Source organism: Pseudomonas sp. WT-JTC (assembly GCF_056711565.1).
Map to the genome: position 1 here is coordinate 3,971,884 of NZ_CM160042.1, position 15,094 is coordinate 3,986,977.

At 55.3% G+C, this 15,094-nt stretch carries 12 protein-coding genes and 2 pseudogenes; 2 read left to right on the forward strand and 12 right to left on the reverse strand.

From position 1 onward, the window contains the following. Positions 1 to 30: 30 nt before the first annotated feature. From AC06G5_RS18040 to AC06G5_RS18085, 10 genes and pseudogenes are all read right to left on the reverse strand, one after another. Positions 31 to 2,019 carry a peptidase U32 family protein gene (locus tag AC06G5_RS18040; protein WP_413426756.1) on the reverse strand — a complete coding sequence of 663 codons (1,989 nt, stop codon included), beginning with the start codon at positions 2,017 to 2,019 and terminating at the stop codon, positions 31 to 33. A 197-nt stretch (positions 2,020 to 2,216) separates the two neighbouring features. Beyond that, positions 2,217 to 2,330: pseudogene (locus AC06G5_RS18045) on the reverse strand (SufE family protein); the annotation flags it as partial. An 84-nt stretch (positions 2,331 to 2,414) separates the two neighbouring features. Then, positions 2,415 to 3,518 (reverse strand): DegT/DnrJ/EryC1/StrS family aminotransferase, encoded by a 1,104-nt coding sequence (locus AC06G5_RS18050; RefSeq protein ID WP_340317671.1) that lies wholly within the window; start codon positions 3,516 to 3,518, stop codon positions 2,415 to 2,417. Beyond that, positions 3,502 to 4,743, reverse strand: coding sequence for an MFS transporter (locus AC06G5_RS18055; protein ID WP_480457859.1), 1,242 nt, complete (start codon positions 4,741 to 4,743; stop codon positions 3,502 to 3,504). The genes AC06G5_RS18050 and AC06G5_RS18055 overlap by 17 nt, the downstream gene beginning before the upstream one ends. After that, complete coding sequence (locus AC06G5_RS18060; RefSeq protein WP_480457861.1) at positions 4,740 to 7,004, reverse strand: glycosyl hydrolase family 65 domain-containing protein; 2,265 nt, start codon at positions 7,002 to 7,004, stop codon at positions 4,740 to 4,742. Before AC06G5_RS18060 ends, AC06G5_RS18055 begins: the two co-directional genes overlap by 4 nt. Continuing rightward, complete coding sequence (locus AC06G5_RS18065) at positions 6,998 to 8,047, reverse strand: NAD-dependent epimerase/dehydratase family protein (protein WP_429521955.1); 1,050 nt, start codon at positions 8,045 to 8,047, stop codon at positions 6,998 to 7,000. The genes AC06G5_RS18060 and AC06G5_RS18065 overlap by 7 nt, the downstream gene beginning before the upstream one ends. A gap of 21 nt (positions 8,048 to 8,068) precedes the next feature. Continuing rightward, entirely contained in the window at positions 8,069 to 8,719 is a 651-nt protein-coding gene (locus AC06G5_RS18070) for an HAD family hydrolase (protein WP_480457864.1), read from the reverse strand. After that, positions 8,719 to 9,219 carry an adenylyltransferase/cytidyltransferase family protein gene (locus AC06G5_RS18075; protein WP_480457868.1) on the reverse strand — a complete coding sequence of 167 codons (501 nt, stop codon included), beginning with the start codon at positions 9,217 to 9,219 and terminating at the stop codon, positions 8,719 to 8,721. The genes AC06G5_RS18070 and AC06G5_RS18075 overlap by 1 nt, the downstream gene beginning before the upstream one ends. Before the next feature lie 7 nt (positions 9,220 to 9,226). After that, on the reverse strand, positions 9,227 to 9,730 hold the full coding sequence (locus tag AC06G5_RS18080; RefSeq protein ID WP_480457869.1) for an N-acetyltransferase family protein: 504 nt from the start codon (positions 9,728 to 9,730) through the stop codon (positions 9,227 to 9,229). A gap of 102 nt (positions 9,731 to 9,832) precedes the next feature. Beyond that, complete coding sequence (locus AC06G5_RS18085; RefSeq protein ID WP_480457871.1) at positions 9,833 to 11,200, reverse strand: aspartate aminotransferase family protein; 1,368 nt, start codon at positions 11,198 to 11,200, stop codon at positions 9,833 to 9,835. Between the two features lie 454 nt (positions 11,201 to 11,654). Here AC06G5_RS18085 and AC06G5_RS18090 point away from each other — a divergent pair. Beyond that, positions 11,655 to 11,797 (forward strand): annotated as a pseudogene (locus AC06G5_RS18090) (tRNA threonylcarbamoyladenosine dehydratase); the annotation flags it as partial. Positions 11,798 to 11,980: 183 nt separating this feature from the next. Here the strand turns inward: AC06G5_RS18090 and AC06G5_RS18095 are convergent. Together AC06G5_RS18095 and AC06G5_RS18100 are read right to left on the reverse strand one after the other, a co-directional pair. Further along, positions 11,981 to 12,361 carry a RidA family protein gene (locus AC06G5_RS18095; RefSeq protein WP_008021538.1) on the reverse strand — a complete coding sequence of 127 codons (381 nt, stop codon included), beginning with the start codon at positions 12,359 to 12,361 and terminating at the stop codon, positions 11,981 to 11,983. A 76-nt stretch (positions 12,362 to 12,437) separates the two neighbouring features. Beyond that, positions 12,438 to 13,232 carry a PAS domain-containing protein gene (locus AC06G5_RS18100; protein ID WP_480457874.1) on the reverse strand — a complete coding sequence of 265 codons (795 nt, stop codon included), beginning with the start codon at positions 13,230 to 13,232 and terminating at the stop codon, positions 12,438 to 12,440. A 186-nt stretch (positions 13,233 to 13,418) separates the two neighbouring features. Between AC06G5_RS18100 and AC06G5_RS18105 the strand changes: the two genes are divergently transcribed. Then, positions 13,419 to 15,065 (forward strand): APC family permease, encoded by a 1,647-nt coding sequence (locus AC06G5_RS18105; RefSeq protein WP_480457877.1) that lies wholly within the window; start codon positions 13,419 to 13,421, stop codon positions 15,063 to 15,065. The last annotated feature ends 29 nt before the right edge of the window (positions 15,066 to 15,094 follow it).

Consider the following 15,094-nt stretch of genomic DNA (forward strand, 5'->3'; position numbering starts at 1 on the left):
GCGCACCGTTGCGGGGCGCTCACCGGTCACTCAGTGCGGCGCGCGCGGGATGGTCTTGAGCAAGTCTTCGGGGCTGATGTGCCCCACCACGCTGCCCGGCTGCGGCATATCGAGGATGTGGCCCTTCATCTTGCCGATGATGTGCATCTCGCAAGGCTTGCAGTCGAACTTCAACGTCAGCACTTCATCGCCGTGGATCAGTTGCATTGGCGCAACCTTGGTGCGCACGCCGGTCACGCCCTTGGCCTGTTTCGGGCACAGGTTGAAGGAGAACCGCAGGCAGTGCTTGGTGATCATCACCGGCACCTCGCCGGCTTCCTCGTGGGCCTCGTAGGCCGCGTCGATCAGCTTGACGCCATGGCGGTGATAGAAGTCGCGGGCCTTCTGGTTGTAGACGTTGGCCAGGAACGACAGGTGCGATTCCGGGTACACCGGCGGCGGAGTGGTTTCGGCCTTGCGGCTGCCACGGGGATGGGCGGCGATCCGCGCTTCGGTCAAGGCATCGATCACTTCACGGCGCAAGGCCTTGAGCTGCGAGTTCGGGATGAAGTACGCCTGCGGCGCGTCCAGCTTGATGTCGATGGCGTGGTACTGCGTGGTGCCCAGTTGGCCGAGCAGATCCTGCAATTGCTCCAGCGCCTGTTCCGGCTTGTTGGCGGCGCCGAACGGGCCATTCAGGGTAACGCTGGCGCTGATGCCTTCTTCGCTGGTAGCTGTCAGTTCCAGCTGCTCTTCACGCAGGCGCGCAACCCAGCGCAAGGCCACGCGACGCTCGGCGGAGGTCTTTTGCAGCGCCTGTTGCCAGTTGTGATCGAGATTGCGATTCAGCGGATGGTTGGGGCGCAGCTTGTACATCCCCTCCGGCATCTCATTGGGCTCGACGCGATAGCGATAACGCTTCTCGCCGTCCTCCTCGAACTCGCCTTTCGGTTCGGCGATGTTGGCGCGGAAACCCACCACTTCACGCTTGACCAGCACGTTGAGGCCGTCGCCATTGGACAGCGGCTCATGGGTCACGACCTGCATGTCACGCTTGGCGACTTTCTCGACCACACCCACCGGCAAACCGGTGAAGGTCGGCGAGTCAAACGCACCGATATCGATCTTGCGGTCAGTGACGAAGTAATCGGTGCTGCCACGGTGGAAGGTTTTTTCCGGGTCGGGCAGGAAGAAGTGCGCGGTGCGCCCACTGGAGGCACGGGCCAGGTCCGGGCGGTCTTCGAGCACGGCGTCGAGGCGCTGGCGGTAGTAGGCAGTGATGTTTTTCACATAGCCCATGTCCTTGTAGCGGCCCTCGATCTTGAACGAACGCACGCCGGCCTCGACCAGTGCGCGGATGTTGGCGCTCTGGTTGTTGTCCTTCATCGAGAGCAGGTGCTTTTCGTAAGCGATCACGCCACCCTTTTCATCCTTGAGGGTGTACGGCAGACGGCAGGCCTGGGAACAATCGCCACGGTTCGCGCTGCGCCCGGTTTGCGCGTGGGAAATGTTGCACTGGCCGGAAAACGCCACGCACAACGCGCCATGGATAAAGAACTCGATGGCCGCGTCGGTTTCGTCGGCGATGGCACGGATCTCTTTGAGGTTGAGCTCGCGGGCCAGCACCAGTTGCGAGAAACCGGCCTGGTCGAGGAACTTCGCCCGCTCCAGCGTGCGGATGTCCGTCTGGGTACTGGCGTGCAGTTCGATCGGCGGAATGTCCAGCTCCATCACACCCAGGTCCTGGACGATCAGCGCATCGACGCCGGCGTCGTACAACTGGTGGATCAGCTGGCGGGCCGGTTCCAGTTCGTTGTCATGCAGGATCGTGTTGATGGTGGTGAACACGCGCGCATGGTAGCGACGGGCGAACTCCACCAATTGGGCGATATCGCTCACTTCGTTGCAGGCGTTGTGGCGGGCGCCGAAGCTCGGGCCACCGATGTAAACGGCATCGGCACCATGCAGGATAGCCTCGCGGGCGATGGCTACATCGCGGGCAGGGCTGAGCAATTCCAGGTGATGTTTGGGCAAAGACATAGTTTTTTTAGTCAGGCTTGTCACGGTCGAGGCGTGCATTGTAGCGGCGAAACGCCTGACCGGCACCCGTATGCTGCCGGGTGGTGGCCTTGGGTAGATCTGACCTGCCTGAATCCCTGTGGGAGGGGGGTGCTCGCGATAGCGGCAGGACATTCAGAATTGATGTCGACTGACATGCCGTCATCGCGAGCAGGCTCCTACAGGGACGTAGACAACTCACACATCCGCTGCAGCACGGCATTCAAACCATTACTTCGCGACTGGGACAACTAACGTCCCAGCCCCAACTGATTGAACCTCCCCGCCAAATCTTCCAGCTCCGTGACGACATCGGCAGGCAAGTACATCGCAGTAACTCCAGCGCCTGATCCAGCGCTTCGAAGAACCGCTCCAGGTCACTGGCTTTCCATGAGCTCAAAGCGCTTAATCGCACCTACGATTTTTTCAACGTCACTGTCTGTCAAATGATGGTGGCAAGGAAGAGTGAGCATTTCTCGGGACAAGCGCTCGGTATTAGGCAAAACAACCTGAGCTTGACTCTTCAACCAGGCTTCTTGCCAATGAATAGGTGTTGGATAATGAATAGCCGCCTGGATATCATTTTCAGCCAGATAGCTTTGTAACCTGTCTCGGTGCTTCGACTGCACCACATAGTGATAGTAAGACCCGCCGGGCTTGCCACCACCAAGGTCTACTGTCGTCGCTGTCTCGCTAAGGGCCTGATCATAGAAAGCAGCGATTTCCCGTCGCCGCTTCAACCATTGGTCTAAATACTGGGCCTTGATGTTGAGGGCTGACGCCTGCAACGAATCGAGGCGCGAATTGATTCCGAACAACACTGATTCATTGCGCGTTTCCAACCCGTGATTACGTGCCCTCCTGGCATACTCGGCAATCTTTGGATGGGTCGTCACTAGAACCCCACCATCTCCCAAGCCACCGAGTGTCTTCAGCGGATGCATGGAGAAGGCTGATGCATCGCCACGAGTGCCCACTTGATGCCCGTCAAGGGTAGTGCCGATAGCCTGGGCGCAGTCTTCTATTACCGCCACACCGCGAGAACGACACAAGTCAATTATCGCGTCAATGTTCAATGGTCGGCCGCGCAGGTAAACCGGTATGACTGCCTTTGTCCGGGCATTCATGAGAGGTTCGATGGTATCGACGTTGATGAGCTCATCATCGCCCACATCTGCCAGAACGGGTTTGGCGCCTGCGGCAACTATTGCCCCCACCGTCGCGACGAAGGTATTTGCGCAGGTGATGACTTCATCGCCTGGCCCTATTTCAAGAGCCCGCAGCGCCAGAAGCAAAGCGTCGGTGCCTGAGTTGAGGGAAATGGCATGGGCTCTGTTACATCGCCCGGACATCCATGCTTCGAACTTCGCGACCTCCTCGCCAAGCACAAAGTCTCCCGTCGCTAAAAGCTCCTGCCAACGTTGGAGAATCAGAGCTGAAAGATCTTGGGCCTGCTCTTGCACATTATTGCATTTGATCATTTTGAGCACTCCTTGGCATGAGCGTAAAGGACACCAGAACAATTAACAGTGTGCCTACGGCACTGAGAATTGCCGTGAGGGAAAGGGTCTGGGAATAACCGACCATCCCGCCGACGATTCCGCTACCGAGATAAATGAAGGGGTGCACGCCACTGGTAAAGAACGTATCGACCGCCACCACTTTGCCAAGGTCCTTCTCGGGAGAAAGTGTCTGCATCGCCGTGGCCCAACCAGTCAACCAGGACGCTTCGACAATACCCACCAGGGTCGCCCCCAGTATCGCCATCCAGGACGAGCTTCCCATGCCGAGAAGGGCCATCGCGCCAGCCAGGAACAAACCGCAGGTCACTGCAAGTCCAATCAGTCGTTTATGTCCGGAAACAAGCACCGTGATGATTGATCCAATGCACGCACCGAATCCCGAGGCGGCCAGACACACTCCCCACATTTCTTCGTTGAATCGATCGCTGATCGCATAGGGCGCTACGACCAGGAAAATCGGGAAACACAATACGTTCACCACGAGGGTGGCCGCGAAGCCCAGCAAAAGCGTGGAGTTGCCGGTAACGATAGCAATGCCATTGACCGCTTCTCGGATCGAGAACTCCTCCTCGAACTCATGGGGCTTCATATTGGGCAACATCGCCGTATAAACGGCGGCGCAGAAGAATGTCAGACCATCGATCAATATGCCCCAGACCGGATCCCAGAAAATGATGAATACACCCAGCGTCGCGGGAAACAGCACAGCGACCAGGTTGTCGACAAAGTTCATCGCACCATTGCCCGCCACCAGTGCTTGCTTGGGCAGCAAATTGACGAGTAGTACCTGAGCGCACGGACGGGAAACCCCTATGCCGATGCCAAATATCAGATAGACAAAGACCAGCCACCACCAGGGCGCACCGAAGACGATCAGCGCCACCGCAGCCAGTTGCGCAAAACCCCTCGCCGTGTCGGTGTAAATCAGTACTTGCTTCGGCGACTTTCGATCCGCCAGCAAACCTCCGACCAGGGCTCCGATCACGCTCCCTACCCCGACTGCCGCCATAACAAAACCGAATACTTCTCCTCCGTAGCCGGTCCGGATAAGCGCTATTGGCAGTGCGGCCAGACAAATAGCGTCGCCGGCCATCGAGAGACTTTGGCCAATGAGCAACTTGCGAAAAGACGAGACGCTCAGCGCTTCGGCATAAGGTGATAAGCAATCGGCAATGGAGATCATATGTAATCCTCCTTGAGACCTATGCTTGCGTCCTGGTTTAAGCGCGTAGCGAGCTTCAATCCCCCTCTCCGGACTTCGAGTTCTCCTCGACCGAGGATCGAGACCTTGAGCCGCTGTCCACGAAAGTAAAGGGTAAAATGGCAGGAGTCCCAATGGGTAGGTAGCTGCGGCCGGAAGGACAATCGCCCATCTTTCACATCAACGCCGGCCAATCCCTCGACAAGTCCTTGCCAGGCACCGGCATAGGCGGAAAGATGCAGTCCGTTGCTGTATTCGGTCACAGGGGTGAAGTCCAGGTTGTAGCGACTCGCACGTAGCATGAAGTCGGCACAAGTTTCCGTCTCCCCCAAGTGCGCGGCCACCACTGCATGGGGGCCATAGCTCAGCGAAGACTCATGCACCGTACGCGGTTCATAATAGTTAAATGCGGTGCGTTTAACGATGTCTGTAAAGTGCTCGGGAAATAGTGACATGAGCAAAACTATGTCCGCTTGCTTTATCAAACGTGAATCGAAGTTTTGCAACTTTTCGGCCTTTTCCCGTTCAGCTTCATCGACAAACTGTGGGCCACGTTTCTTATCCATTCTGAGGCAAGTGTCTGGAAGCGAAGCATAACCCTCGAATTCCTCAGGGATCGAAACACCCGCCACTATCATCCAGGGCAGGTAGACGTTATCCGCCAGGGTGTGCCACTCCTCGATTTCCGCCGCTAACACCGGCGGAAAACCACGACGCCCTACCATTGAAAGGGCAAGCCTGATGCACCATCTGAGCATGTAGTTTGTAAAGAAACTGTTATCCACATGATAATGGTATTCGTCCGGCCCCATCACCGACTTCAGAACATAAGCTTGCTTATGCTCTGACCAGTTGAAAACTGACGCCGCGAACCTGGCACTTTCAACAATGATTTGGTACCCCCGTGACTCCATATACTCATTGTCACCGGTGGCTTCCCAGTATTTATTCAGGGCATAGCAAACATCCGCTGAGATATGCAGTACCTCCTGAGCACTCCATTCTCGTCTCAGTTCCGGATCGGGGTAGGACAGCACGTAATGGGGGCCGTTTTCGGTGCCCATGTCGTTGGATGCTTCAGGATAACGAGCCCCGGCGAAGCCATTGACTTGGGCGAACAACCGCGCCTGCTCTATGAAATAGTAGCGGTAGTCGATCAAGGCTTTTGCAATCTCGGGGTCGTTCCAGATCCAGAAAATACATTTATGCAGTTCAGTATCGAAAAACGTGGCACCAGAGTGATAAGTGCTAGTTAGTCCTCGTGCTGGTGAAATCACACCTCGGCCATTGCTCTTCGAGCCGACTCCATTTTGCAAAAGCTGGAAAACGGCATACTTCATACCGAGTTCCGCAGGACTGCCTCTTGAGTTGATGATGACTTCATGGTCATCCCAAAGCGTATTCCACCTTTTCTGGTGTGCGCTTTCGATACCAGCCGGATCGGTACCAGAGGAAAAAAACGCAGAAATCGAATTAAAAGAATCTTGTGCTAATTTCCAGTGCACGGAAAGTTGCTGGTGCTCGATTGTTGAAAAATCAAAAGTTATCGAGGCGACGCAGCCACTGTCCTGTTCATCCCAGTAAATAACGGAGCTGGCGGCCGGTTGGGATCTTTCGAAACGAAGGCTATAGCTCAGTCGCTGCTCTCGCGTCTCCACTATTACACTTAAGTCACCGTCGTCGCTGAAACTCTGTTTGATATTGTAGTGACGGGCAGTCAACCAAGCAGAGGCACCCAGGTATTCATTCAGTGCCGAGTCGTCCATGCCAAAGTCCAAGCGCACCCGATGCGGTTTTCCCCGACCGCCGACCCGGTACAATCCTATGTAGGTTGAAACGGCGGTAACTTCAGGCGCATTGATGAATTGCCTTACCGTCAACTTGTATTCGATGCCCCCAACCCGTACCCGTTCGGTACTGATGACGGTCGCCTTGTCGAGCGACAAGACAACGGTCGAAGTGTCTGGCATGTGACGGGCGCGCTCACCAGTATCGACATCATAGAGTCGGATAATCCTCGGTGCCGGCAGTGAAACTATCTCCCGTGACACCCCGAGCCCGGTAACATAGGTGTCTCCCACCAACAACTGTGTGCGTTTCGTTCGCGCCGATGACTGGGGTACGTAGGGACGCACCCCTATATGAGCATTGGCTAAGGTCGCCACGCAGGCTACAAAAGCGGAAGATCTCGAGCTGACCTCGACGATCTCCTCTGCCTGATTTCCATAAGAAATGCTTAGCACGACGAAGTTTCTCCGCAAGGCTCGAAGGACCAATCGTTGTGCTGCATACTTCGAACATTGTGGTAGCGGGTGTCCGAGAGCACATCATCGCTGTCTATGAATTTCCCCGACTGCCATTGCTCGCATATCTCCAGAACGGCATCCCGGATCGAATAGATGAATTCGAACCCGAGTTGCTGCTGGACCCTGCGCGAATCCAGGCGGTATGAGCGGACATCATCACTGGCGATGGTGGTGATCGGTACGTTAGTTGAGAAGTACTTGTCGACGATATCTTTTACCTGGTTTGCGATATCGGTGACCGTATGGTTTTCATAACCGACGTTGATGGCAGTTCCACTGACCGAACTCAGAGACTCTCGCTGGACGAGCATCGTATAGAGTCGGGTGAGATCGCCGATATGGACATTTGGCCGGAACTGGTTGCCTCCAAACACGGTGATTTCACCACGTGCAAGCGCGCTGGCAGTCAGGATGTTCACCGTAAGGTCAAGCCGTTGCCGAGGTGACCAACCGCAGACCGTGGCGGCTCTAACGGCTACGGTCTGGAAGGTTGAATCGGTCAAGTCGAAGAGTATCTTCTCTCCTTGCGCCTTGAATCGGTTGTAGTCAGTGATCGGAACGCAGGCTTGGTTCTCATCGACGAAGGGTTCTGCATTGATCCCGTACACGCTCGCAGACGAGGCGTAAATGAAACGCTGGCACCCCAGACGCTTTGCGCTACCGATTAAATGGGGCAGGCAATCGATATTGATTGACTGGCCCAGTTCAGGGGCCAAATTGAAACTCGGGTCATTGGCCACCGCAGCAAGATGGATAATGGTACTGGCGTCCTGCAACACCTTATCCATGATGGAGTTGTCACGGATATCACCCTTGATGAATTCCAGGCGAGGGTGACTCATGAACAACTCAAGCCCATTGGAGAAGAACAGCGCGTCCAAGACCCTGACTCGATAACCTGCGGCCAGCAGTTTGGGAACCAATCGGGAACCGATGTAGCCCGCCCCGCCTGTTACAAGAACAATCGATGCATTACTCATATCTACCCCGCCCTTGGTTGATTACTTTGGCAACATAAACTCATCGAGTGATGAGAGTATTGAAACACGTGGGTCGCGGGCCCTAGGTTCACGTTGGTTACGGCGAATCTGCCAAGCATGGACTCCAAGGCTGCACGCGAGATCAACTGCGTACGGACTATCGTCGATAAGATGGATATCTTTCGCAGGCCGCATACCGATCAACTGCTGAAACAACTCTCCCCGCGTTTGATTGGCTGATTGCTGAAAAACTGTCTTGGCTTGTTTGAGCGATAACGCCGACTGACGCAAGGTAATATCGAACAAGTCGGATGCGTTCTGCGAAGCCGTATAGAAAATGACCGTCAATCGGGCGTCGTCAATGCGCTGCAACAGGTGTAATGCGTCGCTAAAAAGTTCAGTTCCGACGCACAGGCGCTGGAATTCCTTCTGCTTGTAGTCGGCCAACTCACTGGCATTCAATGAGTGGAACTCGCCTTGGTCTTGAGCGTCTCTTTTCAACTCCAAGAGACGTGAAGCCCCTTCCATGCGGGGACGCCCAGCAATATGATCGATGTACTCTTCATGGATCAGTTCTATGCCTCCAATTTTGAAAGCGGTATTGCGCCAGGCTTCGAAGTGCGGTGTATTGAGCAGTGTCCCGTCAAGATCTATTAATATAAGAGTCGACATTATTCAATCTCCCTGCTGCATGCTTTTTTTGACATAATTAATCGCGCAATCCGCGAGGTCGAATCGAATATCCTGTTGTCGGTCAGGACCATACGTCCGCCCACACTTTCAACCAAAGCTTTTTCCGCCTGTAGTCTCACGTCAGAGCCGTCGCTATAGTCCGCCCCCTTGAAGTACACATCAGGTCGTAAGGCTTTGATGATGTACTCGGCGGTCGGCATATTGTTGACAATCACATGATCGCAATAGCGGATGGAGGCAAGAAACTCAGCCCGTTTACAGTCAGGAAAAACCGGTCGATCTGGCCCCTTGTTGACAAAGTTGTCAGCCGTAACTGACACAAACAAGCGGTCGACCATAGTTCTGGCGCGTTTGAGGTGATAAATATGACCAAGGTGGACTATGTCAAAGCAACCGTGGCAAAGTCCAACGACGAGACCATTGATGCGGCAGTGCCTCACGACATCCTGCAACTCAGCGATATTAGTTAGAACGCCCATGACAGTTTCATTTCCTTGAAGGGAGAAATTTCGCCATTATGTTCAAGTGCTCGCAGTCACCCCAATAATCAGGCAACTGCCCGACAACCTGAAAGCCATTACTCAGGTGAAACTTATATGCCGCACGCTCTTTATCTATATTTCCGATGTCTAGGCATAAATAGCGCTTGCCACGTTCAAAGGCGTAACTTTCGATTTTCGAATACAACAACGAGGCGATCCCATCACGTCGATAGTCGCTATCAACGATCAACCAGTCTGCCCAGAGTGCCTGCTTGGATGGAATCGGGCCGAGTGCGCACCCCATAGTTCCGACGACTATTCCATCCGTGATCGCGACAAAGCGAATTCCTTCATGGGCAGTATCTGTGAGTTCGCTGGCAAATTGGATGCATGCAGATTTCGTCAAATCCTCTAGCGAAACGATTTGATCAACTAAATTTAACATTTCCGGTATATCTGATTCATTGAAGGGGCGGATACAAATATTTTTTTTATATTCACTACTCATGAAAACCTCAACCTCTTCAGTGCAGAATCGAGGCGCTCACAGGCATCCTCGATCATCCTGGGGGTATGGGCGGCCGACAAAGTAACGGGCTCTGGACAATAACTAAGAGGCATAAGGAAACCGTACAGGTTGTATTCGTTGGACAACATGTAGAATAATTTTTTTTGCAAACTCTACTGGATATAGTTTTTCGATTTCTTTCATTGTTCGAGGGCGCTCGTATGCGCCAATATGAACGCCGATCCGTCCGCCATAACTGTCGAGATAGCAGGGTATTCCGTGCTTGTCGAAAACATCCCACAGACCCTTTTTTAACTGAGACTCCAACGCCGTGATGTATCGAAATACAGCACCGTCCGCCAAGTGCTCGATAATAGCCAGAGCAGCCGACACCGAGAGATAACGCCCCGTATTAGTGCCGCTAACCTGAACAGGCCCTCGGGGCGCGATGATGTCCATGTATTCAGCTTTACCGGCAATTCCGGCGATAGGCATGCCGCATCCAAACGCTTTACCATAGGTGGCGATGTCCGGGACGACACCGAAGTCTTTCTGAGCTCCGCCGAGGTTGGCACGAAACCCGGTCAACACTTCATCAAAGATCAGTAAAGCGCCATGTTGACTCGTAAGTGCGCGTAGCTCCTGCAGGAATCCCTCGTCCGGTCTTATGCAGCCGATATTCAAAGCCACAGGTTCGAGAATGATTCCAGCTACATCCCCCTTGTATTGCTCAAACGCCTTCTGTACGGCGTGCGTATCGTTCCATGGAGTCGGAACAGTCAGCATGCCGTATTCATCAGGAATGCCGACAGTCCCTGACAGCCGCTCCAACTCGCCACTGGCCAGCACTTTACCTGAGCGTGGAGATGAATCGATATTCCACGTCAGAGAGTCATTGAGACCATGGAAGTGCCCCTCGAACTTAAGAATCATACGTTTGCCGGTCACAGCGCGGGCTATGCGAGTGGCATACATGGTGGCTTCAAGGCCAGAATTTACCAAACGCAATTTCTCCGCGCATGGCACAACAGCGCAGAAATTTTCACTCAATAGTCTATGTTTATCCGTTTCGTATTGCTGAAGAAAGCCTTGTGATAAGGAACGAGTTATAGATTCTTTGATGATGGTGCTGTCGTGCCCTAAAAGACACGAACCCCACCCCATTATATAATCGTCGTACCACTCCCCTGTGGCGACTTGAACGCGCGCACCGGAAGCATTTTTAATATGCACTGGGCCGACAATCGATAAATGATTCCACCCAGCCAGGACATTTCCTACTCGTGTTTCTTCTTTGGACTCCATATCTTTCATGGCCCCTTCAAGTCGATGAAAAACAAGCAGTGGATGACGCTTGAAGCACCCACCATTTTTTGATGACGGCCCTGTAAACTGGTGCAAAATCGTCGTTCCATACAATGATTCGACATTTTCGCTATGCTCGGCATCTGCGAAGGACATCTGCTTCATTAGGGACAACCATTCAGTTTGGGCGAGGTGCGTGTTGCACCAAACCTGGAAGCCATTTCCAGGATTACCTTTGCTTCTGCTATTTACTGAGTTGCACTTATGGGTGAACTCAGCACTAGCGATATCTTTGTGCAAGTGAGTTATTAATACTCGGTGGATTTTATTTTGCAATCGAATGGCGCCACGAAATGTCCCATACGGATGTGGGTTTGTTCCTACGTGATAGTGGGATTAATCCCCGATGATTTGCGCGCGCTTTAAAAAGTTAAAAATCTATAATCCGCTTCAAGAGCTTACGGTGTTTAAAAAATTTCGACGAGTGCTCGTTTTTTTGACTCACCGTATTAAAATGTGAGCACTATCAACAATGAAGTCGAAAAAATTCGCACCACGAAGTCATAGCGGTGATCACGTTATTGAAGACACCTTCAATGGCAAGTCAGCGCTCAGATTTGACAGCGCGAAGCTCGACTGCGCCAGCGGCTTTGGCGCGGTGATGATGGTAACGGCGTCGTTCGGCATGGTCGCGGCGACCCAGGCAGTGGACAGGATTGTGGCGGGCGGGGGCGACCGCCGGAGCGCATCAACCCTGCCTGAAGTTGCAGGGTTGCCCTGCAACATAGAATCTCCCACATTTGTTTGGCATCGGTCACAAATCCAGCCCATGCCCAACATCCCCTGTGGGAGCGGGCTTGCCCGCGAAGAGGCCGGCACCGAATGGAGGTGACGAGCGGCATGGTGAAGACAGTTGCTCCCACAAGGTTTTGTGTGTTGCTTCGATCAGGCCTTGGCAGCCATCGCGGTCACTTCCACGCGCATGCCTTCCACCGCCAACGAGGCAACCCCGACGGCAGCGCGCACCGGCCATGGTTTGGCGAAGTAGCGCTTGTAGACTTCGTTGAACGCTGCGCGGTCGGCCATGTCAGTGAGGTAGATGGTCAGGTGCATCACGCGGTCCATGGAACTGCCGGCACGCTCCAGCGCAACCTTCAGCGCTTGCAGGGTGCATTCGCTTTGCAGGGTGATGTCGCCCAGTTCCAGGCTGCCGTCGGCGCGGGTCGGGATCTGGGTCGAGACCAGCACACCGCCGAAACCGACGACATCGGAAGAAATCGAATCCGCATCAGGATCGGGCGTAAAGGTCAGGTCGTGATTTGCCATGAGAACTCTCTTGCTTGAAGTGGTGAGGCCGGCGCCTTTTGCGCGGCCATTCTACAGGGCCATTGGCGGCGCGTCGCTAATCCGCACCGGACGGTTGCGGGTGACCGGTGGCCTGGCGGTACTGGCGCGGGGTGAAGCCGGTCAATGCCTTGAACTGCCGGGTGAACGCACTGTGGTCGGTATAGCCGCATTGCAGGGCGACCTCGGTGATCGGCAAATCCGTGTGGAGCAATCGATGTGCGTGCTCAAGGCGAACCTTCTGGATCATTTGCCGTGGCGTCAAATGGAACACACGCTTGCAGTAACGTTCGAGCTGCGCCACGGAAATGCCGGCGATGCGCGTCAACTCGCCGAGGGTGACGCGACAGTTGAAATGCGCGCGAATGTATTCGTCCACCGCCGCCAGGCGCTGGTACGCCGGGTGCGTGTCACTGGCCGATTGCAGGTCGACCGAGATGCCCGCCAAACCGATGATCTGATTTTGGCGGTTATACAGCGGTCGTTTATGGGTCAGGCACCAGCCCGGCTCGCGGCTGCCGTACAGGTGTAACTCCAGCTGGTCTTCCAGCACCAGACCTTGCTCCAGCACACGCCGGTCCTGTTCGGTATAGCCGGGCCCGAACTGCTCGGGAAATACCTCGGCACTGGTTTTCCCCAGCAGCGGCTTGAGCTGCTTCAAGCCACAGCGTTGAACCAGCGTGCGGTTGGCCATGACATAGCGCGCCTGCACGTCCTTGATGAAGATCGCGGCGTTCGGAATGACATCGAGCATCGGCAACAAAAGCGCAATGCCTGCCAGCAGTTGCTCGATGGATTCGGGGCGGTTCGAGTCGTCGCCCTGGCACAGCAGTGCAAACGCATCCTGAGTCATCTACCTGTCTCTCCCAATGATCGGCCGTTGCCCATTGTGCTGATTTCGTCATCGACACCCAAGGAAAACATCAATCGCGAGCAAGCCGTCGAGTTCACTCTATGGCCACCGCCCTCCTCGGCAAACCGACGGGGACGACTTGAAGTGCACACCTGCCTATCCAATAACTCACAAGAAGACAATGCAATGTCAGGCCAAGGCAAATTCAAAAAACAACTTTCATTGATAGACCTTACGTTTATCGGACTGGGGGCCATCTTCGGCTCCGGCTGGTTGTTCGCAGCCAGTCACGTGTCTGCCATCGCGGGGCCGGCGGGGATATTTTCCTGGCTGCTGGGCGGTTTTGCGGTGCTGCTGCTGGGCATCGTCTACTGTGAACTCGGCGCCGCATTGCCCCGTGCCGGTGGTGTGATTCGCTACCCGGTGTACTCCCACGGCCCGCTGCTCGGCTACCTGATGGGTTTCATCACCCTGATCGCGTTTTCCAGCCTGGTGGCCATCGAGGTGGTCGCCGCACGCCAGTATGCCGCGGCGTGGTTTCCAGCATTGACCCAGGCCGGTTCCAGCAATCCGACGGCGATTGGCTGGCTGGTTCAGTTCGGCCTGCTGTGCCTGTTCTTCATGCTCAACTACTACAGTGTGAAAACGTTCGCCAAGGCCAACAACCTGATCAGCATGTTCAAGTTCATCGTGCCGTTGCTGGTGATCGGCGTGCTGTTCACCTTCTTCAAACCGGAGAACTTCCAGTCCCAGGGCTTCATGCCGTTCGGGCTGTCGGGTGTCGAGATGGCGGTGTCCGCCGGCGGCATCATCTTCGCCTACTTGGGGTTGACGCCGATCATCTCGGTGGCCAGCGAAGTGAAGAATCCGCAACGCACCATTCCGATTGCATTGATCCTCTCCGTACTGCTGTCCACCGCCATCTATGTATTGTTGCAAGTGGCGTTCCTCGGCGGCGTGCCCACCGAAATGCTCGCCAACGGTTGGGCCGGCGTCGCCAAGGAACTGGCCCTGCCATACCGCGACATCGCCCTGGCATTGGGCGTGGGCTGGCTGGCTTATCTGGTGGTGGCCGACGCGGTGATTTCCCCCAGCGGCTGCGGCAACATCTACATGAACGCGACCCCGCGGGTGATCTACGGCTGGGCGCAGACCGGTACGTTCTTCAAGGTCTTCACCCGCATTGACGAAAAGTCCGGCATCCCGCGCCCGGCGTTGTGGCTGACCTTTGCCCTTTCGGTGTTCTGGACCCTGCCTTTCCCCTCCTGGGAAGCGCTGATCAACGTGGTCTCCGCCGCGCTGGTGTTGAGCTACGCCGTCGCACCAGTGTCCGTGGCCGCCCTGCGCCGTAATGCGCCCGACATGCCGCGCCCGTTCAAGGTCAAGCGCATGGGCGTCCTCGGCCCGGTGTCGTTCATCATCGCCGCGCTGATCGTCTACTGGTCCGGCTGGAGCACCGTGTCCTGGCTGCTCGGCCTGCAAATCCTGATGTTCGTGGTGTACCTGCTGTGCGGTCGCTTTGTGCCGACCCAACACCTGAGCCTGGGCCAACAAGTGCGTTCTTCGGCGTGGCTGATCGGCTTCTACGCCGTGACCATCGTGCTGTCCTGGCTCGGCAGCTTCGGCGGCATGGGCGTGCTCACCCATCCGTTCGACACCCTTGTCGTGGCGGCCTGCGCCATGGGCATCTACTACTGGGGCGCGGCCACTGGCGTACCGGCGCAACTGGTTCGCCTGGAAGCCGAGGACGGTGAAGAAGAAGCCGACCCCGTCTACAGCGGCACGACCACAGGCCAGCGTCCGATCGGTGTGTCCGCCCAGACCTCTCGCTGACATTCAGGCCGGCAAAGCCTGCGTGTTCC